The organism is Nitrospira sp., from assembly GCA_029194675.1.
Classification (GTDB): Bacteria; Nitrospirota; Nitrospiria; order Nitrospirales; family Nitrospiraceae; genus Nitrospira_D.
Genome location: JARFXP010000002.1, coordinates 561218 through 582746, shown reverse-complemented (window position 1 = coordinate 582746; position 21529 = coordinate 561218). Strand labels below are relative to the sequence as shown.

At 55.1% G+C, this 21529-nt stretch carries 25 protein-coding genes; 18 read left to right on the top strand and 7 right to left on the bottom strand.

The genetic code is table 11. From position 1 onward, the window contains the following. The first annotated feature begins 126 nt into the window (after window positions 1-126). Window positions 127-495 carry a hypothetical protein gene (locus P0120_11730; GenBank protein ID MDF0674988.1) on the top strand — a complete coding sequence of 123 codons (369 nt, stop codon included), beginning with the start codon at window positions 127-129 and terminating at the stop codon, window positions 493-495. 134 nt (window positions 496-629) lie between these two features. On the opposite strand, the gene P0120_11725 is transcribed toward P0120_11730, so the two are convergent. The 4 genes from P0120_11725 to P0120_11710 form a co-directional block, all read right to left on the bottom strand. Further along, a complete protein-coding gene (locus tag P0120_11725; protein ID MDF0674987.1) occupies window positions 630-1970 on the bottom strand; it encodes a hypothetical protein in 1341 nt (446 codons plus the stop codon). 14 nt (window positions 1971-1984) lie between these two features. Continuing rightward, on the bottom strand, window positions 1985-2359 hold the full coding sequence (locus P0120_11720) for a hypothetical protein (protein MDF0674986.1): 375 nt from the start codon (window positions 2357-2359) through the stop codon (window positions 1985-1987). A gap of 298 nt (window positions 2360-2657) precedes the next feature. Next, window positions 2658-3230 (bottom strand): hypothetical protein, encoded by a 573-nt coding sequence (locus P0120_11715; GenBank protein ID MDF0674985.1) that lies wholly within the window; start codon window positions 3228-3230, stop codon window positions 2658-2660. 112 nt (window positions 3231-3342) lie between these two features. After that, a complete protein-coding gene (locus P0120_11710) occupies window positions 3343-4089 on the bottom strand; it encodes a hypothetical protein (GenBank protein MDF0674984.1) in 747 nt (248 codons plus the stop codon). Between the two features lie 408 nt (window positions 4090-4497). Between P0120_11710 and P0120_11705 the strand changes: the two genes are divergently transcribed. From P0120_11705 to P0120_11680, 6 genes are all read left to right on the top strand, one after another. Further along, a complete protein-coding gene (locus tag P0120_11705) occupies window positions 4498-5829 on the top strand; it encodes an NAD(P)/FAD-dependent oxidoreductase (GenBank protein ID MDF0674983.1) in 1332 nt (443 codons plus the stop codon). A 579-nt stretch (window positions 5830-6408) separates the two neighbouring features. Then, on the top strand, window positions 6409-7692 hold the full coding sequence (locus P0120_11700) for an NAD(P)/FAD-dependent oxidoreductase (GenBank protein ID MDF0674982.1): 1284 nt from the start codon (window positions 6409-6411) through the stop codon (window positions 7690-7692). Window positions 7693-8109: 417 nt separating this feature from the next. Further along, on the top strand, window positions 8110-8466 hold the full coding sequence (locus P0120_11695) for a hypothetical protein (GenBank protein MDF0674981.1): 357 nt from the start codon (window positions 8110-8112) through the stop codon (window positions 8464-8466). A 568-nt stretch (window positions 8467-9034) separates the two neighbouring features. Then, entirely contained in the window at window positions 9035-9325 is a 291-nt protein-coding gene (locus P0120_11690) for a hypothetical protein (GenBank protein ID MDF0674980.1), read from the top strand. 254 nt (window positions 9326-9579) lie between these two features. Continuing rightward, window positions 9580-10347: a response regulator transcription factor gene (locus P0120_11685; GenBank protein ID MDF0674979.1), complete on the top strand. Its 768-nt coding sequence runs from the start codon at window positions 9580-9582 to the stop codon at window positions 10345-10347. Between the two features lie 139 nt (window positions 10348-10486). Further along, window positions 10487-10828: a hypothetical protein gene (locus P0120_11680; protein ID MDF0674978.1), complete on the top strand. Its 342-nt coding sequence runs from the start codon at window positions 10487-10489 to the stop codon at window positions 10826-10828. A 182-nt stretch (window positions 10829-11010) separates the two neighbouring features. Here the strand turns inward: P0120_11680 and P0120_11675 are convergent, their stop codons facing one another. The 3 genes from P0120_11675 to P0120_11665 all read right to left on the bottom strand — a co-directional run bounded on the left by P0120_11675 (window position 11011) and on the right by P0120_11665 (window position 12997). Continuing rightward, window positions 11011-11763, bottom strand: coding sequence for a PIG-L family deacetylase (locus P0120_11675; protein MDF0674977.1), 753 nt, complete (start codon window positions 11761-11763; stop codon window positions 11011-11013). Between the two features lie 45 nt (window positions 11764-11808). Further along, window positions 11809-12612 carry a sugar phosphate nucleotidyltransferase gene (locus P0120_11670; GenBank protein ID MDF0674976.1) on the bottom strand — a complete coding sequence of 268 codons (804 nt, stop codon included), beginning with the start codon at window positions 12610-12612 and terminating at the stop codon, window positions 11809-11811. A gap of 145 nt (window positions 12613-12757) precedes the next feature. After that, window positions 12758-12997, bottom strand: coding sequence for a hypothetical protein (locus P0120_11665; protein ID MDF0674975.1), 240 nt, complete (start codon window positions 12995-12997; stop codon window positions 12758-12760). A 100-nt stretch (window positions 12998-13097) separates the two neighbouring features. Between P0120_11665 and P0120_11660 the strand changes: the two genes are divergently transcribed. The 11 genes from P0120_11660 (at window position 13098) to P0120_11610 (ending at window position 21517) form a co-directional block, all read left to right on the top strand. Further along, on the top strand, window positions 13098-13343 hold the full coding sequence (locus P0120_11660) for a hypothetical protein (protein ID MDF0674974.1): 246 nt from the start codon (window positions 13098-13100) through the stop codon (window positions 13341-13343). Continuing rightward, window positions 13340-13540 (top strand): hypothetical protein, encoded by a 201-nt coding sequence (locus P0120_11655; protein MDF0674973.1) that lies wholly within the window; start codon window positions 13340-13342, stop codon window positions 13538-13540. The genes P0120_11660 and P0120_11655 overlap by 4 nt, the downstream gene beginning before the upstream one ends. A gap of 54 nt (window positions 13541-13594) precedes the next feature. Beyond that, entirely contained in the window at window positions 13595-13789 is a 195-nt protein-coding gene (locus P0120_11650) for a hypothetical protein (protein ID MDF0674972.1), read from the top strand. Between the two features lie 585 nt (window positions 13790-14374). Beyond that, window positions 14375-14932, top strand: coding sequence for a universal stress protein (locus P0120_11645; protein MDF0674971.1), 558 nt, complete (start codon window positions 14375-14377; stop codon window positions 14930-14932). Between the two features lie 50 nt (window positions 14933-14982). Next, window positions 14983-15759 (top strand): hypothetical protein, encoded by a 777-nt coding sequence (locus P0120_11640; GenBank protein MDF0674970.1) that lies wholly within the window; start codon window positions 14983-14985, stop codon window positions 15757-15759. A gap of 431 nt (window positions 15760-16190) precedes the next feature. Then, entirely contained in the window at window positions 16191-17042 is an 852-nt protein-coding gene (locus P0120_11635) for a GNAT family N-acetyltransferase (GenBank protein MDF0674969.1), read from the top strand. 363 nt (window positions 17043-17405) lie between these two features. Then, entirely contained in the window at window positions 17406-17846 is a 441-nt protein-coding gene (locus tag P0120_11630) for a hypothetical protein (GenBank protein ID MDF0674968.1), read from the top strand. Between the two features lie 77 nt (window positions 17847-17923). Next, window positions 17924-18448, top strand: coding sequence for a nuclear transport factor 2 family protein (locus P0120_11625; protein MDF0674967.1), 525 nt, complete (start codon window positions 17924-17926; stop codon window positions 18446-18448). 60 nt (window positions 18449-18508) lie between these two features. After that, entirely contained in the window at window positions 18509-18829 is a 321-nt protein-coding gene (locus tag P0120_11620; GenBank protein ID MDF0674966.1) for a hypothetical protein, read from the top strand. Between the two features lie 70 nt (window positions 18830-18899). Continuing rightward, window positions 18900-19991 (top strand): saccharopine dehydrogenase C-terminal domain-containing protein, encoded by a 1092-nt coding sequence (locus P0120_11615; GenBank protein ID MDF0674965.1) that lies wholly within the window; start codon window positions 18900-18902, stop codon window positions 19989-19991. Beyond that, window positions 19988-21517, top strand: coding sequence for an aldehyde dehydrogenase family protein (locus P0120_11610; GenBank protein MDF0674964.1), 1530 nt, complete (start codon window positions 19988-19990; stop codon window positions 21515-21517). Before P0120_11615 ends, P0120_11610 begins: the two co-directional genes overlap by 4 nt. Window positions 21518-21529 lie beyond the last annotated feature (12 nt).

The window sequence follows — 21529 nt, the reverse complement described above, 5'->3', positions numbered from 1 at the left end:
AATACCGTACTGTTCTTATTAGTAGTGTTCTTTACTCTCCAAGAAGCCTCAGGCACCGATGGAGCAAGCCCGCCGGCACGATTTCGTGGGGATTATGAGAACCTGAGAGCACGCTTTACCAATGTGATGGAGAAAGTTGAGGAGACGCGAATCGGGCGAGGCGTTGTGGATGCTCAAGAACTTTCGGAAATAGCGAGAGCAGCAAAGAGTCTTTCGTTTGAGGTTAAGGTGTTTGTGAGAGCCAAGGATGCTGAGTTTCATCAGTCAGGGTCTGCCCATTTATTTCATGATGGCGACAAGAGGATTTCAGAGCGATCGGCACTTCTGGGGATCCACTATGCTTGCCAAGCTATTGAAAAGACACTGTTGGTAGAATCGGAATATCAAGAGAGTCCCTATCTTAAGCCTGACTTTGTTCAGCACATACAAGAAAAATACGAAGAAGAGTGGAAATTGGCCGACCGGGTCGTCACGAAGTCGGGATTTGGTAATTAGACCTGCCTCCGACCAGCCAATTGATCTCCGTTAAGGTTAGGCAACCACAGCCATTGTCGCAAGTAGGCATGCCAAGAAGATCCACCATGCGGTGGTCTGTCGGCTCATCCAGTTGATGGTTGTGTTGAGCGGTCTCAGTCCAGCAGAGCGGTTAGCGCCCTGTAGTTGATTGAAGGTCTTACGCGGTCAAGCCAGGCTTTGCGCGCCGCATGTTCGGACCGATAGAGGACATCCTCCTCAGCCAGTGTTGACACCGATATGGCGAACACTTGGATCTTCCCCGGCTGACTCCGGTTTGGAAAAGTCGGATCCATCTTATACGCAAGGGCCTGCTCTACCGAGCCAGGCTTGAGGTTGGTCAATTCATACGCAGCACGCAATTCTTCTTCATCCTGTGCGGCACGTGCCATATGGTCCTTGCGAATTTGGTCGGCGTCCTGCAACAGGTCCCTGGCTTGGGCACGCAACCGAAGCGCTGTCACTTCATTATCGCTCGCTGCCGCCTCTCTCTCCAGTCCACGACTGTGCTCCCGTCTCTCACCCGCTCTCCCCTGTTCATCCACGCCGAGCTCTCGCAGCTCATCGACCTGAGCCTCCATCGCCTTGCGGGCGGAGCCATCGGTATCAGCCGACACTGCGGGCATCGCGAGTTGCTGAGCCGTAAACGACGCCCGATACGCACGGTATTCGTTGAGCAGCTTCGTGAGATGTGCCTCTCGTGCTGCAACCTTGGCTTGCGCTGCTTGAATATCTGCAGTAAGTCGCCTCATGTTCTCCACATACTGGTCGGCGCCGGCTGGATCAGTCTTTCTCCGCAATGCCGCAGTCCGGTCGACCATGGCCTGATCGGGAGCTTTGCGTGAAGCCCTGGCGTTGCGCAAATCAGCCAAGGCCCTTTCACGAGCAGCACCCACGCGATCGAGCTGATCGCCGAGGGTTTGAGGAATCCACGGCAGCCGCCCATTCTTCGAGATCACAACCCACCCGTTGTACTCGGGATAACCACCCATCGTGCCGGTCAGCTTCGGAATTTCATCCTGACCCATGAACATGTCCTTGGAGAGGTGGTTGAAAAAGATGCTGATCCTTCCGATCGATCCGGCCACGCGGTCGGCCTCGGGAGCAATCCCGCATCCTCCTTTCCAAATCCCAATGCCCACCGACGTCTGTTCCGGATAGGCGCGCACGATCAACCGCGAGCCCATTGGTTCATACAGGTTGGTAGCCATCGTGGTCCGCATGCGGACAGGGACCGGTGGATTCAGGAATTCCTGTGACTGTTTGAGAATGGTTTCGGCTGCGCTCATGGCCTTAAGGTGACGCGCCCGTCGTGTATCGGTTACGGGTCCCTCGTTCTGACGTGGCGCCCAACACTGAACCTGCGCGTGAACCACGGTTGTCGCGCCGACGGTCATCAGCAGGACTGCAAGGAGAAAATGGCAAACCATGAAGCGAATGAGGAGCGAAACTGACATATGATCTGGGTTCGTCAAGGACTGTCGTGGTGCTTCGAGCAAGCTGGCTTGGTAGTGCCTAGTTTCTTCATAGGGACTTCAAGCGTAGTCGGCTTCAGTTCCGAGACGACTCCGGCACCACTGATTTCTTCTTGGATTGGAGATAGACAGTCTGCGCCTCCAGGCGGGCCTTCTCCTGCTCCATCAACAGCCGCTCGGTGATGTCCATGAACATCGTCCTGGTAGAGGTGCCGTTCAGCTCCGGTCGCGACCGCTGTGCCTTCATCGATCTTGGGCAATGTCGGATCACTCTTACGCAAGGCACGTTCGAACCGAAGCCGCTCGAACTCCTCTGTCGCCCGCACAGCAAAGATACCGAGTATGGACGTTGCGCGCTCGTGATCCGGCATCGGCTTGGATCCATGATGACCAGATGTACCAGAACGCGGTCACCGGGATCCACAATCAACACACCGCAGTAACTATACTTCTCGACGCCGATGTCTTGAACCAATTGCACATGCAGGTATAGATCCTGCGCTTTTCCGGATGGCACCGGCATGTTCGAGTCGGCACCGTTTCGCAGCGCACGGCCTGGATTTGGTTTATCTGGCTGGATGGTTATTGATTTGATCTCTCATTAACCGGACCAGACAAACAAGACGGACCCTCGTACGAGAACAACCGTTTCACCGTCAGACCGGGGAATTAGGTCGTCTTGCTCTCCTGAATGCGGTGGCGCTGTTTGATGGCAGCCACGACTTGCTTGGCCTCGGATTCGTCAAGGCCTGCGCCGAATCGATAAGTTTTTGCACCATAGTCAAAGGTGATCACCCCGCCGCCGATTCCCCATAGTTGGAGACTGGACGAGAAGTCCAGCGGATTGAATCCGACCTGCCCAACGCGCAGCTCTCGCATCTGCAAGCGATCGTATTCCTTGTCGAAGCCGAATCCTCCAATGTCGCGCCGAGTTTTGAATGTCTGTCCCCGCACGATGACAATCTCCTTCCCCATTACCTGCCACAACCACGCGTAGACGGCCAACACACCACCAATCGTCCAGATGCTGAACCATGCCAACATGAAAAACTCTCCCTCAGGCGGAGCATCGCCGTTCAAAAACTGAATGGCGACCATGATTTCAGCCACCGCCCAACCACAGATCCAAAACCCCAGAAAGCACATCACGAACACACTGCGTCTGCCAGGAATGCCGATGCGTAGCTCTCCTGAGGTATCCTCGATGGTGATTCGAGAGTCAGTTGGTTGTAGCATTACCATCAACGTATTCACTCTGAAATGGTCGGCATTATTACATGGATACCTGGTGCGTCCCACAAAATAAGGCAGCTCGATACATAAGCTTTCTTTCGCGGCGCAGGCGGTTATCGGATCAGCGGGCAGGGATGGTGGGGCCGATTTTTTCGCGGATGACCTGTTTAACCTGTGTGGCGAAACGCTTGGAAATCTCCAAAGTCCGCAAGGCATGACCGGACTCCGACACGTTGTACGTGGTCGATGGGACCTGTGAGGTGATGGTTGCTTCAAAAACCACTGCCAGGACCTTACTGGGCTTTCCCGTCTTTCGATCAATCCCGTAGGCTTCCTTCAGCGAGACCTTTGGCAACACTTCGACATCGGCACTCGCCCGGACGTGCGGCTTCATCAAACCTGACTGATTCCGATTCTCCTCGATGAGCTTGATGATAGGATCTGCAGCAAATTCACTTCTGATCTGTTCGGCCACCGCCCCTTTTGTTCGCTCAGCCCTCTCCATTTGTGGATCCAACACCGGTGGGACGAGGCTGACATAGATGGGGTCCGACGGCTGCCGTTTCGGCGCCCGACCTAGCTGTTCAAGTTGGCCGGCCCCATTTGCGCTGAGCTGCTCAGCCATCTCTTGTGCGGCAACCCGCCGTTTCGCCATCGGGTCATCAGCATCGTGGATGGTGGTGTTGCCGTTCTGGTCGGTTTCGTATATGAGCGTCTTTGCACCTTGTTCATCAACGCGATAGACCTTCTTCTCGCCGTTCAGATTGGCCGTATAGTAACCGCCGGAACAGGCGGCAATCGTGAAAAAAGCGGCGGTGAAACAGGCAGAACTGATCATGTGTATAAAGCGACGGGCTTCGACAGCCATGAGTGTGTACTCCTCTTCCTCTCTCCGTGGGTGAAACCAGCACCTAAAAGTCTTATGCAATGAGGTAAGTGTAGCAGCACCAATGTAGCCGCCTAAGCTATTGGATTATCCTCACCAATGGACTCAAGAAAACACCAGGGCCTGCCGATTCTTCTGGAAAGAGTGCTCAAGCGCGTTTGGAGGAAGTCTTTGACACTCTTCCCCTTGGCAGGTAGCTTGTTTTCGAACGTATTCTTCTTAACCCCTTATTGCATTGAACAATTTTCAGGAGGTGAGACATGGAACTGTTTCTATTGGCATTGATCACGATGACCGTAGCAGGCTGTGTAGCCGGCCACCGCGGACGCTTCATTCCGGCGGTCAAGCCTATCCGCTTCCGTAAGTAGCCGTACCTCCTGATTCAAGCCCATGACTCGAAAACGCGTTGTCATCATTGGGGGCGGGTTTGGAGGCATGACAGCGGCGCGTTTCCTGCGCGAGGCCGAGGTCATCCTGATCGACCGCACGAATCACCATGTCTTTCAACCGTTGCTCTACCAAGTAGCCACTGCGGCGCTATCCCCAAGCGACATCGCCTGGCCCTTACGCACACTCTTCCGTTCGCAGCCCAATGTTCGCGTGGTAATGGATGACGTGGTGTCGATTGATCGGACGGCCCGTGTGGTCCGGCTCCTGGACAGCGCCCCGATTGCCTTTGACGCCTTAATTGTCGCTCCAGGGTCGCGTCACGCCTATTTCGGACACAATGAGTGGGAAACATTGGCTCCGGGGCTGAAGACCATGGCTGATGCGGTCCATTTACGCGAGCGGATGTTGCTCGCATTTGAGGTGGCGGAACGGCAACGAGCCGAGACCGGAGCGCAAAATCGCCTCACCTTCGTCATCGTTGGAGGAGGTCCCACGGGAGTCGAGCTAGCCGGTTCGCTGCTCGAAATCGGGAGAAAGGCCATGGGGCCAGATTATCCTCACTTGCGCTTGGAGGATCTCTCGATCATCCTCGTCGAGGCCGGTCTGCGTATTCTGCCGGGATTCGACGCCAAGCTGTCGGCAAAGGCACTGACGGTGCTCCAACGCATGGGCGTGACCGTCAAACTCAATAATCCGGTAACCGCAGTCCGTGCCGATGGAGTCATGGTCGGCGACGAATGGGTCGCGTCTACCAACGTGATCTGGGCGGCTGGCAACAAGGCATCACCCCTGCTCAACACCCTCGCTGTACCTCAGGATATGTGCGGTCGGGTCAAGGTCCAAGCGGACCTGACGATCCCGGATGAGCCATGGATCTTCATCCTCGGTGATGCTGCCCATTGTCTTGGCCGCGATGGCAAACCCTTACCAGGAATCGCTCCAGTCGCCATGCAGGAAGGACGATATGTTGCGGATCTGATCAATCAGGACCTTGGTCCAGACCAGCGTCCATCGTTTACCTATACGGACCGTGGCATGTTGGCGACGATCGGCCGCGCCCAAGCCGTTGCCCAAATCGGCCTGATCCACGCCTCAGGACTCCTGGCTTGGGCGCTCTGGTGTATTGTTCACATTTTCTTCCTCATCGGTTTGAGGAACCGCGTACGTGTGATGTCGGAATGGACGTGGTACTACCTCACCTTCAAGCCGGGAGCGAGGTTGCTTTTTGAAGGGACAGGAGGCCCAAAATTTATGGCAGAAGGCTCGTCACAAGAAGACGCTGATCCGGCTATGCAAGGAGGCCTTCTCAAGGAACACAGGCCGGCTGCGTAGGTCTCTTCCCGCTCATCCAGCAACCTCTCCGGATGCTCCACGTTCTTGTTGTCAGTACTTGTTGACGGTCGCTCCGGCAATACCCCAATTGTCCGTGACCACTTCCTCCAGGACCACAAAGATCTAAGCGGGTTTCTTGTCCAACACCGTGACGAGCAAATCCGTGACTCCTTTCAATCGATAAGAGGGAGGTGATATCGGATTGCTTCTGCGAGGTAAGGTAATGCGTGCACTGTCTTATGGAAATATGCCATCTTGTGGTATGTCAACTTTGGACCTTCTAAGTGGAAAGTTGACCGTAACGCCCAAGGAGGCATTTCATGGCCGTCAAACGCAGAAAATCGGAGATGGCGCCCCCACCGCCTGGCACTCCCCTCACAGACTGCAGACAGCTTCTGAAGGGAGTCTGGACCACAAATGTGATCTGGTATTTGCTGGAAGAGCCGCGTCGGTTCTGTGATCTGATCATGAACCTTGTTTCGCGACATCCGGGTGGCTCATCACCGACTTGCACATGCTCGCGCTGGACCCATTGACACTGTTCCCTATCGCACATCGGTTGCCTCCTTCTTCCATCCTATGACTCGCAAACAGGTCGTCATTATCGGGGGCGGGTTCGGAGGTCTGACGGCCGCCCGGTCCTTGCGCCAGGCGGATGTCCTCCTCATCAACCGCACGAATCACCACCTATTTCAACCGCTGCTCTATCAGGTGGCTACGGCCGCGCTGTCGCCCAGCGATATCGCCTGGCCCTTGCGCACACTCTTTCGGTCGCAACCCAACGTCCGGGTCATGATGGATGAGGTGGTATCAATCGATCGGGCGGCTCGGACGGTACACCTGCGAGACAATACGCCGATTGCCTTCGATGTCTTGATTGCCGCTCCGGGATCCCGCCATGCCTATTTTGGGCACGACGAGTGGGAATCGTTTGCGCCAGGTCTCAAGACGATGACCGATGCCGTCCAAGTGCGTGAGCAGATGCTGCTCGCGTTTGAGAACGCCGAACGCCGGAGAATTGTCACCGGTGCGCCAGGCCATCCTCTCACGTTCGTTATCATCGGAGGCGGCCCCACAGGGGTCGAGTTGGCCGGTGCGCTGGCTGAGATCGGAAGAAAGGCCATGGGTCCTGACTTTTTGACTTTGCGCCTTGAGAATCTCTCTATCCTGCTCGTGGAAGCCGGCCCGCGCCTTCTGCCAGGGTTCGACGCCAAACTTTCCGCGAAGACTGCCGATGCCCTCGCGCGCATGGGTGTAAGGATCAGGTTGAACAGCCCTGTGAGCGCCATTCACGCCGACGGTGCGATGATCGGACAGGAGTGGGTCGCTTCGACCAACATTATTTGGGCGGCCGGCAACAGAGCTGCGCCTCTATTAAATAAGCTCTCGGCTCCTCAGGATTCGTACGGCCGTGTCAAGGTCGGACCGGATCTGACGGTCCCGGACGATTCCTCGATCTTCGTGATTGGCGACGCGGCACATTGCGTGGGTAGCGATGGGAAGCCCTTGCCTGGCTTAGCTCCTGTGGCCATGCAACAGGGGCGTTATGTCGCCCGTCTCATCGATGATGACATTGATCCAGGCCGGCGCCAACCATTTGCCTATACAGACCGTGGCATCCTGGCGACGATCGGCCGTGCGCAAGCCGTGGCGCAGTTCGGCTGGGTCCATGTTTCAGGACTCTTCGCCTGGCTGCTCTGGTGCGTGGTGCACATTTTCTTCCTGATCGGCTTCCGGAACCGATTCCGAGTGATGTCGGAATGGGTCTGGTACTACCTGACCTTCAAGCCGGGAGCAAGGTTGCTTTTTGAGCGACCTTCTTCCGCTCGCAACAGGCCCTCAACAGACCATGGACATGAGTGAGTCATTAAAGACCGCACACAGTATTACAGTATTATAGAGAACTGCTTTATTTCAGGCGCGGGCGATTCAGCGAAATCATCTATTATTCGTCCAGGCAACTGGCCAGAACGTTTGATCAAGCGCGCTCATCAGATGCAACAAAGGAAAGTTATCCCAACCAATGTCAGTTGGTTGCCAACGGGGAGGTAAAATTTGGTTGCATGATTTCAGCGAGGCTCCATGGCATTAGATAAAATTTATAAATCATTATTTTTTAAAATGTTTATGTGCCCATGCCGTTCTCAATTCTGCAATAGAGGAGAATCATGGTGAATGCCTCTTTAGGTAGGTCCTTCCACCTGCCAGGATAGTAGCCCTCACGCCCACTCCTGTATTACGGTGTTCTCACTGTTCAGATTTTCCACGAGAGGAGAGAGCATGCCGCCAGGACTCCTATCAACAATTGGGATCGATTGTATGCTTTCGAAGGGACGCGACGGCTTGAGGGGCGATGGTTGCGTGTATGAATTATCGTCCTCTCATCCTGTCATCCTAGATCCTGAAAAGCTGCGGCCAGGAGATTATGTCAAACTCCGTCTGTGGTTCCCCGAGGAAAACGCTTATAGCACGATCGAATTGGCAGAGGTTCAGTGGGTCAAGAATGAGTGGATCAAGATCGAGCTTCTGCTTGTTTCACCTACGGACCAAGCACGGCTCCGGCAGTTCGTGGCTCCAGCAGAAAACCCCTTGCCGACGTCAGCGAGGATGGACAAACAAATCATGATTCGCGCGTGATATCAACTCCAACATTCAACGGCCGTCAGACTAGGAAAACTACGAGCTTGTCATGAACGAATGCATTTGATGGAATAATACCCGGGTGAAGGTAGCTCCTTGCGGATGCCCACCTGCGAGCAGCGAGAGATTTCTTCTCCCTCCAGAAGAAATCTTCCTTCACCCAGATTTTTGCCTCTCCCGGTGACGACCATAGTGCAGCCAGGATTGATCATTCCTCGTTGGCCCGAAATGAGCATGCATCCAGGGTATTTCCGTCGCACCGAGTATGACCCTATTCTGACACCGGACCGATCACATCATAGCTAACGGATTGGGGGGGCGGATAATGGAAAGACAACTCAACCGGCTAGGACCCATACGACAGAACCTTCCTGGAAAAGCGTGCCCTTTCTGTGGAGGCAAGACCTACCAACTTGTCCTACGAGCTTCCGGGACACCCAACGACTCGAGCCTATTTGTTCGTTGCCGCCGATGCGGTCATCCGCGAAGCCTCGACACAGACTTCAAGAGCATCCTATGGATCTGACTTTGAGCAATTTGGGCTAATGAAAATGGAGGTTACCGTATGCCGCTACGTCAACTGCGATCGTATATCGAGGGCACTCGACAAAAACGGAAGGCCCTTCACATGCTGGCCCTCAGCGGTGTCGTACGACCAAGCCATGTCGAACTTCGCTATGCGATCCCGCTTGGGAACAATGAAGACGAATCTAGCCCATTCCAGAAAAACCCTATGGCTGCAGTCCGATCGGCAAGCCTCCTGCAAAAATTCTTCGAGCTGATGACCTGGCCCGCGAAGGATGATCGATCACCCTGGCACCCCCCTATCCAGCAACAACCGCCTCAGACTCCGTAGAAGTGTCTCTACGTGCGTCCGTTCTTAACCTTAGAATCTATCGCAAGATTGTTTCGCAGAATGATGATCGCGAAATGAAATGGGAATGGAAGTAAGTGATATGTCTGAAACAACCCTGGCACTCGCTGGTTGGCGGTGCTTACGTGTGACCATTCGTGTGGCACATGGGCCTTTTTGTGTCCAACGACATACAATCGAAACCGTAGCATGAGTCCTGTAGCTCACCCAGTTATCTGTTCTGTTAAGGAGACTTCATGACCGACACCGTCGTCGCGATGCCGACCCTCACGATCGCGATACTGAGCAGTCAGTGTCTCGTGTGGTTGGGCTTGCAGAAGATTCTCGAGAGGAGCGCGACCATCCCGATGGTTGTGCACCTGCACAAGGGAAGGACACATGACCTGCTCTTCGCCGAGAGCCGACCCGACATATTTATCCTGGATTTGGAGACCCAGAGCGATGCCCTCGGCACCATCAAACAGATTCGAGAGTCTGCCCCGACCAGTAAGGTCGTGTTGTTGTGCGGGCTCGAGGACAAGGACCGCATGCGCGAGGCGTTTGTCTTCGGCGTCGAAGGCATCATCCTCAAGGTTCAACCGCCTGAGGTCGTGCTCGCGATAATTGAGTCGCTGTATGCCCCCGTGAAACCCCATACCCCTGCGAGAGGATTGGGCCTCGCGACCCCCTTCAAGGACAAGGTCGATTCAGACCCACAGCCGCCGGCCTGGCCCGAGGCCTTGACTGAGCGGGAACGCGAGATTATCTGCTTGGTGAGACAGGGACTCTCGAACAAAGATATTGCCTACACGCTGTCGATTAGCGATAGTACGGTGCGGCATCACATGACGAGCATTTTCGACAAGGTCGGCGTGCCCAATCGACAGAAACTCCTGGTCCACGCGCATCAGCTCCGCTCCACGCCGGTCTCACCGCCTATAGAATCTGTATCGAGCTCAACAAGACTGCATCCGAAGAAAGGAGGTCAGGGCGAAACTCCAATTGACACCCCTGTTTGTCCATGAAATGCGATGACCTGTCCTTGAACCGGTCCGCAGCACGAGGCCTATCGAAAACTTCGTCGGTGGACACGTGTAAAAAACGGAAGCCCTCTTTGGCCTCACCTTCCAGCGCTTCCCAGTAGGCCCGCACGGATTCAAGCAAGTGAAAGGTACCGACGATGTTGGTCTGAATGAATTCGCCGGGACCGTGAATGGAGCGATCGACATGACTCTCAGCCGCGAAATTGATCATCGCACGAGGACGGTGCTCGGCCAGCAGTCGATCGACGAGCGCCGTATCACCGATATCGCCTCGCACGAACAGATGCCTCGTATCCCCTTGGAGGCCGGCAAGATTGTCCAGATTGCCCGCATAGGTGAGCTTGTCGAGATTGATCAGGCGCTCCTCGTGTTGCGCCAGCCAGTCAAGAACGAAGTTGGCACCGATAAACCCGGCGCCGCCGGTGACCAGAATGGTCATGGGATGATGGGAATACTGGTGTAGGACATCTGAGCGACGCGTGCACGCCCGCGGCCCCGCTCATCGCCTTATCAAGATACCTGGTGCGGCAGCGCAGGCGGAAACCGTGGCACAAGTCGCTTGAGTGTGGCGAGACTTTCCCCCTTCCTCTCAATCTGGGCCCAGCCTCCGACTTTTGATTTCATCCGTCCCTCAATGTTTCCGGCCTATTCAAGCACAACTTTCCTTGCGTAGAAGGCCTCGGCGTACCTGGTTGACTTGGGAGATTCGATCCCTCGAATCCGGAGGAGTCCGTAGAAGGTATCTTCCGTGAACCATTGTTTGCTGCGTTGTGTTGCGAATCCCTCCATAAGCAGCTTGACTTTGGCCTGAGCGATATCGTCTGGAAGCGGCACGAACAAATTCGGCTGGCCCGAATCTCCGTCGTACTTTGGAATCTCGTACTCGAGAATCTGATGGCGACGATACGTATTCCACGTCAATTCGCACACGGCGCGGTGGTCTTGGTGGAGGTCGTGACGATAATGGGTAAAAATGAGGTCAGGATCGATCACATGCGGAAGCGTGTCGAAATACTCCTTTACTTCCTTCCCATGATACGGCAAATAGCTTTCCCTAAAGGATTTGGTGACGAGTTTCGTAGACTCTGCTCTCCGAAGAAATGCGGCCGCGCTTTTCACCGCTTCTTTCTTACGATCTCCTCTTGCCGTCAGGACCACCCACACAACACGACTACCGGGATGGGTCTGCAGGAGCTTGAGAACCGTCCCGCCACATCCAATCTCAATGTCGTCGGGATGAGCTCCGATGCACAGAATATTCAATCGTCTGTGAGCAAGCTGAATCGTGGTGTTGGTTTTCACAGGAATCGGGAGGACAACAAGAAAGCCGACTATGGCTAGTGTCCTGAGTCTGAAATGGGTTGAATAAATCGAACGTGTAAAGTCATTATCAATCAAACAGCTGCTTGCAAAAACTATAATGCGGACTTCAGACTCAGGACACTAGGAGAGGCTGCTTTTTCTCTCAGGACGTGGTTTCCACACCTCCCACGGCGCATCACCATGCGCATACATCTCATCCAAAGCTTGTTTATCCTTGAACGTATCCATGGAGGCAAAGAAACCGTCGTATTTATACCCGATGAGCTGCTTCTCTTTGATCAATCTCTGGAATGGTTCCCGAACCAGTTCCTCTCCCGGGCCAATATAACGGAAAATGTCTTTCTTGAAGATAAAGCATCCACCATTGATCCAAAGATTGGTCTGGTTCATGTCCTCAATCTTCTCGATATCATCCAGTCCGTTCAACGTTACAATGTGATAGCTCAGGCGCGGCTTCACACATACGAAACTGCCGATCTTGTCCTCTTTGAAAAACCGATCGAGTTGAGCCGGCAGCGGAAGATCCGTAAGCCCGTCGCTATAGTTGGCGAGAAAGAACTCTTCCCCGTCCAGATACTTTTGCACTGCTTGCAATCGCTGACCTATGTTGGAGCTGAGCCCGGTGTCGGCAAATGTGATTCGCCAGTCGCTGATATCCGTACTCAACAGGTCAACGCGTTTCCCGCACTGGGAAAGCACGAAATCATTTGAAACGGCCTCTTCGTAGTTCAAGAAGTAATTCTTGACGACATCAGCGGCATGTCCAAGACACAGCACAAAATCCTTGTGACCGAAGTGGGCATAATATTTCATCACATGCCATAGAATGGGTCTGTACCCGATGGGAACCATGGGCTTCGGAATCGTTTCCGAGTATTCTCTTAAGCGCATCCCTTGGCCACCACAAAACAACACCACTTTCATCGTGTATGCCTCCTAACTTAGCCCGGATTCCGCAGTAGCCGATGCGCCTCAAAAACCAGGTCAAGAAACATCTTGATCATCATTGCCTTGAGTTGTCAATTCTGAACCCGGATTCCGCAGTAGCCAGTGCATCTCAAAAACCAGGTCAAGAAACATCTTGATCATCAATGCCTTGAGTTGTCAATTCTGAACTGCGTCGCAATTGAATGTGGTGAAAGTCGGATTTGTTAGTTTGTTGCTCAGCTTCTTCTGTGTACTTCCTCCCATGCACGTTGTCACCAAAAATAGCCTCAGATGAAAGATGAAGAAGCAATATCGGTTTCCCGTTCGCCGGGCTGGCGGCGCATGCCTCCGCCATCAGTTCTGCGCCACGACTGTTACTCATAGGTCAGTAATATGTAATCCCAACATGATAATGTCCGGTTTGACCACAGTAGAAAGGTCCTCTGCATTGGTAGACTGGCCGCTCTCACAAGGAGGGCGGGATGGTCAGAGAGAAGGACAGGGTCCTGATGAGCGGGAAAGAACTACGGCGGGTGCACGTCATTCGCCAAGCGATGGAGAAGCCGATCACCCAGGAGAAGGCGGGGGAGCTCCTGAGGCTGACGGATCGTCAGATCCGGCGCCTCCTGCGGCGAGTGGAGCAGGAAGGTGACCGGGGCTGGTCCATCGGGGGCGGGGGAAGCCATCGAACCGGCGGATTTCTGAGAAGAGGAAGGCGAAAGTCTTGAAGCTCTATGAGGAGCGGTATGGTGATTTGGGGCCAACGTTGGCGGCGGAGAAATTGGCTGAGCGGCATGGGCTCTCCGTCAGCGACGAACCCCTACGGTGCTGGCTGCACGCCAAGGGCGTGACGCACTTCCGGCGACGCAAGCGGCCGCATCGGGCCTGGCGCGCGCGGAAGGCCCATGTCGGCGAGTTGGTCTAACTCGATGGGTCGCACCATGACTGGTTGGAGGGGCGCGGCCCGGCGTGCGTCTTGATGGCGTACATCGATGATGCCTCCAGTCGAGTGTATGCCCGGTTCTATGACTATGAAGGGACGATCCCAGCCATGGACAGCTTCCAGCGCTATGGGATTCCGCTGGCTGTCTCTGCGGACAAGCCTACGACCTACCAGTCACCGGCTGCGCCCACGGTGGCGGAGCAGCTGGCCGGGGAGGAACCCCAGAGTTAGTTCGGACGGGCGCTCGACTTTCACGCGATCGCCGCGCGGTCGGTGACGGTGGCGAAGGCCGCACCACGCCCCCGCTCCCACCGCCCGGTCACGCCGAAACCGGCCCCTCCGTGGCGCAAGCGCTGGCGGCAGGAACGAGGACCACACCCGGCGGCGGCCGGAACAGAAACCGGATATTTCTACTGGTGGGAAGAAGAGGACATTTCTAAATTGGCTTGACATGGCCGGATCCGAGCGTTGACTTACTTCCTTTATGGGAATAGGCTGAAGTCTGTTCCATGTGCCAGATGTCGTCGGCCAATCGTTCCACAAGGAGGGGCGCAATGGAACCGCTCAGTCCACCAGTTCACAGTGGCCCGCCGATGTGAGAGCGGGCTTCTGGTCGGTCGCTTGTCACGAGATCTTCAAGGAGCATCACGATAGTCTTCCGATCAGGAGTCTGATCACAACCCACGAGACGGGCCTCTTCTACACCAACCGGTCGTCTTGCCTCCGAAGCGCCTGACGCAGAATCCTTTCGCGAAAGAAGGGGGGAGGTGCGGCGAGAAACATAGACCTTCGTCACCCTGAGAGATGGTGAACATCATGGCTACGATAACCAAACCAGATGCATTGCCTTCGGCAGGACAGCAGGCCCACACGATCGGAACGTTCCCCAAGAAAATCCTCGTGGCCGTGGATGATTCGGATCAATCGCTTCATGCGATGCATTACGTGGGTTCGTTGCTCCGGGACACCTGCGATGTGAACGTGACGCTGCTTCACGTGCTGAAACCGATGCCTCGTGAGTTGATGGAGCACGGCGGCTCCGAGAATCCGAAGGTCGAGAACAGTCTGGGAACGCAGTTACGCAAAGATCAGGAGGAGTGGGTACGGATGGAGGGAGCTGTCGAATATCCCATCCTGCTCAAAGCACTAGAACGACTGGGGCAGACCGGGTTCCCCATCGATCACGTCACACTCAAGTTCGGACACGAGCGCGATATTGCCGACACGATTATCGACGAGGCAAAATCCGGAGCCTATGGCACCATCGTCGTCGCACGTCATGAAACGACTGGCACCAAGCGACTCTTTAGTAGCAGCATCACCGATCGGTTATTGCGGGATCTGTCCGGAACGGCTATCTGGGTGTTGGGATAAATCGAGCAGAGTCGCGGAACAAGTTTTCCGGCCCTGCGTGGGAGGTCGTCATGGATTGCACACATTGTGATGCCGCGCTCCCGCTGAAAGCTCAGTTCTGTCCTTTCTGTGGCGCCAAGGTGAAGGCATCGGACGAGATGAGATTCGAGGAAGCCGTTTCAGGAAGGCTCGATCAAGCAGACGAGCATAGCGGACCGATGGCGGTTTTATCTCCGGAGAACAAGGAGCTGAGGGCAAGACTCATTGACTGCTATCTCAATTTTTCTATGTCCAAGGAACTCTCCGAATGGCTGCAGGATCTCGGACTTCCTTCAACCGGCACGATGCAGGAGAAGCTCGCTCGGTTGCAGCACCATGCCGACTCGCTGGTGCTTCCAGCCGAGAGTTTTCCCAGACAGACCATTTATTATCTGAACAAGTATGACGAGGATATCCTCTCGGAGGTCTGCCAGGTCCTTGGAATCGACGGCATTGGGCTGAAAGATGTCCTGATCCCTCGGATCTATCGGGAAGTGGGTCTCCGCGAAGGCTGGCTTCAGCCCCTCTCGAAGGATGCCCGGCTGGTCATCACGGAAACCTTCATCCCCATCCTCAAGAGTTTTGATCACAGGAAAGACTACTACCTCGACCTGTGGAGCGAATTATCCGATGTGCTCGGTGATGACACTCACCCTATGCCTGCTCGTAACGCCTATGGGAGTGCCGTTATGTCGGTGTTGATCCCAGGTTTATTTCAAGAGGGCCAGCTGGCCCTGCTTTGGAATGAAGTCAAGGAAAGAGCCTCGAAACACTCCTTACAACACAGGATGCACACTACGAGCCCATGAGAGAACAGGCCGGCTCGTTCATGAGCTGATGCACGGATTGGAAGACCATCTATAGCAGGCTGTTGAAAAACTAACGTGACTGGCCAGATTGCCCTCCCAACGATGACCTCGCTCGGATTTCGATAGAAGGAGGGTTGGATCTTGTACTGTGCATCACCGCGCACGCAAAACCAGTCGCCGCCGCACCCAATAAGAAGAGCAAAGATCATAACAAAATGGTCGAGAATGTTTTTTGGGCGAGAATCTCTACGAGATCACTGGCAAACGCATGAAAATCGGCCAATCACCCGGTTGCACATCCATTGAAACCCCGGTTGCCGCTGTGATAACAGAGGAACTATGCTGTCCATGCAAATGGATCGCTCGAATCGCGCGATGTCACTTTTGACCGGCCTACGAGCTTGTCCCCGTTCATAGCCAGACCCATGCACGTGACATTCAGATCTGGCACTGCTGCTGACGCCCCGGCCTGCGGAAGGATCGGCTACGAGGCATTCAAGGCGATTGCCGAGCAACATAGCTTTCCACCAGACTTTCCCTCCGTCGAGATCGCGATCGGATTGTACACGATGATCCTGGGACGGTCAGACATTTTCTCGGTCGTAGGGGAATGCGACGGCCAAATCGTGCGCAGTAATTTTCTCTGGGAAGGTGATGTGATTGCGGGTGTCGGTCCGATCACAGTCCCTCCAGCGGCACAGAACGCCTCACTGGGACGCCGGTTGATGCGGTCGGTCTTGGACCGAGCCGAGAATCGGCATCAGGTCGGTGTTCGGCTTGTCCAGGCCGCCTATCATAACCGTTCACTGTCTCTGTACACCAAGCTGGGATTTCAAGCGCGCGAGTCGCTTTCCACTCTGCAGGGCCCACCTCTCAAGCTGGAGCTATCCGGCTATCGAGTCCGTCAAGCGAGCCTGGACGACCTGGAGGCGTGCAATGCCGTCTGTCGCATGGTGCATGGTCACGATCGGCGTGGTGAGGTCACCCATGCGGTTGTCGATGGGACAGCGACGGTTGTGGAGCACGGTGGTCGGATTACCGGCTATGCCACGGGGCTTGGTTTCTTTGGACATGCAGTCGGTCGAACGAACGAAGAACTCAAGGCTCTGATCGGAGCTGCGCCGGCCTTTACCGGACCAGGATTCTTGCTGCCGACCCGAAACACGGAATTGTTCCAATGGTGCCTGAGTCATGGCCTGCGGGTCGTCCAACCCATGACGCTCATGAGCCTCGGACTGTATCAGAAGCCTGCCGGTTCCTTTCTCCCTTCCATCTTGTACTGAACGCTCGCTGCCCTTGTTGATCGACGACCGGCAGGACGAGGTGTTGATGCTTCACGTATGCATCAAGGTCCTGCTGGTTCGTGAAACCGTCTTTGATCAACTTGCCTCCCAACGCCTCGTAGAGAGCGCGGAATGTTATCAGTCGTCATTCCTTCTACGCCCCCAGGATGGTGGGGTCTCAGGGTTGTCAGGCCATGAGGCTCCCTCGCCGTTCCACATTCTTCAGGCCATAGATCTGTCCGTGATTTTCCGCTAGACTGACCTACCAAAAATAATCGGCTATCCCTTGGTCTACATTTGGTCTACATAAGGAGGCGCCGAGTTGACTCCCCACTCAGCGATGCGACATATCCTGTGAGTCCCGTGCCGGATCACACACCCGGTAGCGAGAGACCGCATGGTCTTGTGCAGGTGCTGAAGGCCGGCACCATCTATTTCCTGGTCTCGGTCGGAGCGGAGTTTGTTCTGGAGGTCATTCGCCTACAAGTGGTGGCTCTGCATGTCGGCGAGAAACTTGCCGAGATACTGGAGATTCCGAACGTGCTTCTCGCCACCATGATCGGGGCGCGGTGGGTGGTAGACCGATTCACCTTGCCTCCCCTGCCCGGCATTCGCCTCGGTGTTGGACTTGTGGCCCTCTGCCTCATGCTGATCTCGGAGTGGACAGTCATACAAGCCCTTCAGAGTCTGTCGTTCGAGGGGTACGTCACCAGTCAAGACGCTGCTGTTGGAACGATTCCCATCGGCGCGCTCGGCGTGTTGACGGTCATGCCGTTTCTCGTCGGGTATCGATGGGAACGTTGATTTGATTCTTCCTTCATTCCCGTGATTGATGACCTACAGGGCGGGAACTTGAGTTTGTTGATGAAAGAGAGTTCTCCATGACCTGTCTCAGACTGTTTGCCTGGTGTGGTCTGACTCTGTTCATGACTGTCCCGACCGCCACAATCGCGTCCGAGCCCTCAGATGATCCAGAGTCGGCCATCCGCCGGATGGTGCGCGCCAACGCCGAAAAAGACCTCCCGACGCTTTCACGACTGATGGCACACGATGACGATATCATCAGTTACGCGGTCGCCGGACGTAAGTACATCGGCTGGACGGAGCTTGAGAAGGGAATGCGAGACGAATTCGTCAATTCTCAGAAGATCGAGATTCCGATTCATGAACTTACGGTGTGGACCAAGGGAGACGTGGCCTGGTATGCGATGGAACTTGATTATATCCGCTATGTTGCCGATGGACCTGCATTGAAACGGACCGTGCTCCCGATGCGGGAAACCGGGGTTCTCGAACGTCGCAACGGCATCTGGCAATTGTTGTCGTGGCACGAATCCTTTCGATCCGCTCAGTTCGGTGGGTCGCTCGCTTCACCACCCGCTGCACCTTCCGGTCAAGCTCAATAACACACAGACATTCCATTGAGGTAGTGGCGGGGTCATAGTCCGAATTGATAGAGTGCGGCGATGGAGTCTGAAGAGCAAGTCTCGATGACGGAACTGCGGCTGAGTTACCGCTATATCAAGGAACATCCCTGGGTCGTGACGGCTGTGAACGGTTTTCTCTCCGCCTACTTTATGGAGCAGCCAGGGTTTCGCGTCCTGCGTCATTTTGATGAGCTGGAATCCGGCATGCATGTCTGGATCTGCGAAGTGCCCGGCACGATGAAGATGGCGACGCTCTTACGAAGACTGCAGGCCGATATTCCTCCTTGCCGGTACAGTCAGACGACAACGGAACCGACCAACCGTCTGCAGTATGTCGTCGATGCTCTCGATCAACAGTGACGACTCGGTCTGTCGGGCGCACCATTTCTCAAAGCGAGTGTCAGAATTCCAGGGTAGAGTATAATGCGTCATGATGAATCGTGTGCTCGTCCTCGGTGCCGGCAAGATCGGATCTCTGATTGCCTGCCTGCTCAATCAACATGGCCGGTACGAGGTTCATCTGGGCGACATGACCTTGGATGCGCCGAAGCATCTGGTCGAAGATCTCGGTTTGGAACGGGTCACCCCATGTCTGCTGGATGTACGGCATCCGGATGCAGTCGGGACCTATCTCTCAGTTCATCAATTCGACGCCGTTCTCTCGAGCCTTCCCTATTTCTGTAATCCGACCGTCGCCGGACTGGCTTTGACCCATAATCTGCACTACTTCGACCTGACGGAGGATGTCGAAGTGACGAACCAAATCAAGGTTTTGAGCGCTGGTGCCCCGCATGCCTTTGTGCCGCAATGTGGTCTCGCACCTGGTTTCATCAGTATCGTGGCGCACGAACTGATGACCCACTTTGAAACGCTGGATACGGTCAAGATGCGGGTGGGCGCGCTGCCCGTCCATCCGAGTAATGCCCTCAAGTACTCGCTCACCTGGTCCACTGATGGACTCATTAATGAATACGGCAATGTGTGTTACGGCATAGAAGCAGGTGAGAAAGTCCAGCTGCAACCGCTCGAAGGCTACGAAACGATCGAGCTGGATGGGCTGCTGTACGAAGCGTTCAACACCTCTGGTGGATTGGGTACCTTGGCCGACAGTTATGTCGGTAAAGTTCGAACGATGAACTATAAAACTCTCCGTTATCCCGGCCACTGCGAAAAGATCCACCTGTTGATGAAGGACCTCAAACTCAATGAAGACCGAGAGACCCTGAAGCGAATACTGGAACATGCCGTTCCCCAAACCCTCCAGGACGTCGTCTTGATCTATGCCTCGGTCACGGGAAGAAACGAAGATGGGTTCTTTGAGGAAAATTATGTGAAGAAAGTGTATCCGCAGTGCATCAAGGGCAAACTCTGGTCGGCGATCCAAGTGACGACCGCATCCAGTGCCTGCTGCGTCATGGATCTTGTGTTGACCCATCCATCGGCGTACCATGGATTCGTCACTCAGGAATCCGTATTGTTGAAAGATTTCTTGGACAATGATTTTGGAGCCTGCTTCCGATGAGCACAATACACAGTGCGCTGAGAGACCTGGGCATCCAAGCCGTGAATTCCGGCGGAAGTACCGGCAATAGCTGGTGGTCCGGTCGTAATGATGGGTCCCTCCTGTCGTCGATCAATCCCTCAACAGGCGAGCAGATAGCCGGAGTGTATCCGTGTTCTTTAGCGGACTATCAGCGAATCGTGAAAGAATCGCTTGAGGCTTTCCGCACCTGGCGAGTGGTACCGGCACCGAAGCGTGGCGAGATCGTCCGACTGATCGGCCAAGCCCTCCGCGAAAAGAAGGACCAATTGGGGACGCTGGTTTCGCTGGAAGTCGGCAAGATCAAGGCCGAAGGCGATGGGGAAGTGCAAGAGATGATCGATATGGCGGATTTCGCCGTCGGCCAGTCGCGGATGCTCTACGGCGTCACGATGCAGTCCGAGCGGTCGGCCCACCGGATGAGTGAACAGTGGCATCCGTTAGGACCGGTCGGCGTCATCACCGCGTTTAATTTTCCTGTTGCCGTGTGGGCCTGGAATGCGTTTGTGGCCGCGATTGCCGGCGATACGGTCATCTGGAAACCCTCGCCCAAGGCCCCGCTCTGTGCCGTCGCGGTGCAGCAAATTTGTAATCGCGTGATGCAGCAACAGGGCTATTCGGGCATTTTTTCGCTGTTCATTGCCGACCAGCCGGCTCTTGCCGAGCAGATGGTGCAGGATGAACGTTTGCCGCTGATCTCGTTTACCGGGTCGGTGCCGGTCGGTCGACGAGTCGCTTCTTTAGTCGGACAACGATTGGGCCGAACCCTCCTGGAACTCAGCGGCAACAATGCCGTCATCGTCGATCAGACTGCCGATTTGGACCTCGCCCTGCGCGCTATCCTATTCGGAGCCGTCGGAACCGCCGGGCAGCGATGCACGACAACGAGACGTTTGATCGTTCACGAGTCACGCTACGAGGAATTGGTCGGCAGGCTCGTGAAGGCCTATGCCCAAGTGCAGATCGGCAATCCGCTGGAAAAAGACGTGCTCCTGGGGCCGCTCATCGACCATGTGGCCGTGGAGGGCTATCGTGCCGCGCTCGATGAAATCAAGAAGGAAGGAGGGGAGGTTCTCTTCGGCGGACATGTGTTGAATCGGCCCGGGTATTTTGTTGAACCGACGATCATCAGGGCACAAAACCAATGGCCCATCGTGCAGCGTGAGACCTTCGCCCCTATTCTGTATGTCATGACCTTCCAGACCATCGACGAGGCCATTCAGATACAGAACGACGTTCCCCAGGGACTCTCGTCGGCGATGTTTTCGAACGATGTGCGCCACAGCGAGAGGTTTCTGTCGGTTGCCGGAAGCGATTGCGGGATTGCGAACATCAATATTGGAACCTCTGGAGCCGAGATCGGCGGAGCGTTCGGAGGGGAGAAGGACACAGGAGGAGGCCGCGAAGCAGGGTCTGATTCCTGGAAAGCCTATATGCGCCGTCAGACCAACACGGTCAACTGGGGAACAGAATTACCACTGGCGCAAGGGATTAAGTTCGGATCTTGAACGAGGTGCGAC

Bases quoted from the DNA above. Each gene is read 5' to 3' on its own strand.
- P0120_11670 (MDF0674976.1), bottom strand. From the start codon at position 12,612: ATGAAAGTGGTGTTGTTTTGTGGTGGCCAAGGGATGCGCTTAAGAGAA.
- P0120_11705 (MDF0674983.1), top strand. From the start codon at position 4,498: ATGACTCGAAAACGCGTTGTCATCATTGGGGGCGGGTTTGGAGGCATG.
- P0120_11690 (MDF0674980.1), top strand. From the start codon at position 9,035: ATGCCGCTACGTCAACTGCGATCGTATATCGAGGGCACTCGACAAAAA.
- P0120_11725 (MDF0674987.1), bottom strand. From the start codon at position 1,970: ATGTCAGTTTCGCTCCTCATTCGCTTCATGGTTTGCCATTTTCTCCTT.
- P0120_11710 (MDF0674984.1), bottom strand. From the start codon at position 4,089: ATGGCTGTCGAAGCCCGTCGCTTTATACACATGATCAGTTCTGCCTGT.
- P0120_11700 (MDF0674982.1), top strand. From the start codon at position 6,409: ATGACTCGCAAACAGGTCGTCATTATCGGGGGCGGGTTCGGAGGTCTG.
- P0120_11615 (MDF0674965.1), top strand. From the start codon at position 18,900: ATGATGAATCGTGTGCTCGTCCTCGGTGCCGGCAAGATCGGATCTCTG.
- P0120_11730 (MDF0674988.1), top strand. From the start codon at position 127: ATGGAGAAAGTTGAGGAGACGCGAATCGGGCGAGGCGTTGTGGATGCT.
- P0120_11715 (MDF0674985.1), bottom strand. From the start codon at position 3,230: ATGGTAATGCTACAACCAACTGACTCTCGAATCACCATCGAGGATACC.
- P0120_11625 (MDF0674967.1), top strand. From the start codon at position 17,924: ATGACCTGTCTCAGACTGTTTGCCTGGTGTGGTCTGACTCTGTTCATG.
- P0120_11720 (MDF0674986.1), bottom strand. From the start codon at position 2,359: ATGCCGGATCACGAGCGCGCAACGTCCATACTCGGTATCTTTGCTGTG.
- P0120_11695 (MDF0674981.1), top strand. From the start codon at position 8,110: ATGCCGCCAGGACTCCTATCAACAATTGGGATCGATTGTATGCTTTCG.
- P0120_11650 (MDF0674972.1), top strand. From the start codon at position 13,595: ATGGCGTACATCGATGATGCCTCCAGTCGAGTGTATGCCCGGTTCTAT.
- P0120_11660 (MDF0674974.1), top strand. From the start codon at position 13,098: ATGGTCAGAGAGAAGGACAGGGTCCTGATGAGCGGGAAAGAACTACGG.
- P0120_11640 (MDF0674970.1), top strand. From the start codon at position 14,983: ATGGATTGCACACATTGTGATGCCGCGCTCCCGCTGAAAGCTCAGTTC.
- P0120_11620 (MDF0674966.1), top strand. From the start codon at position 18,509: ATGGAGTCTGAAGAGCAAGTCTCGATGACGGAACTGCGGCTGAGTTAC.
- P0120_11610 (MDF0674964.1), top strand. From the start codon at position 19,988: ATGAGCACAATACACAGTGCGCTGAGAGACCTGGGCATCCAAGCCGTG.
- P0120_11685 (MDF0674979.1), top strand. From the start codon at position 9,580: ATGACCGACACCGTCGTCGCGATGCCGACCCTCACGATCGCGATACTG.
- P0120_11645 (MDF0674971.1), top strand. From the start codon at position 14,375: ATGGCTACGATAACCAAACCAGATGCATTGCCTTCGGCAGGACAGCAG.
- P0120_11665 (MDF0674975.1), bottom strand. From the start codon at position 12,997: ATGAGTAACAGTCGTGGCGCAGAACTGATGGCGGAGGCATGCGCCGCC.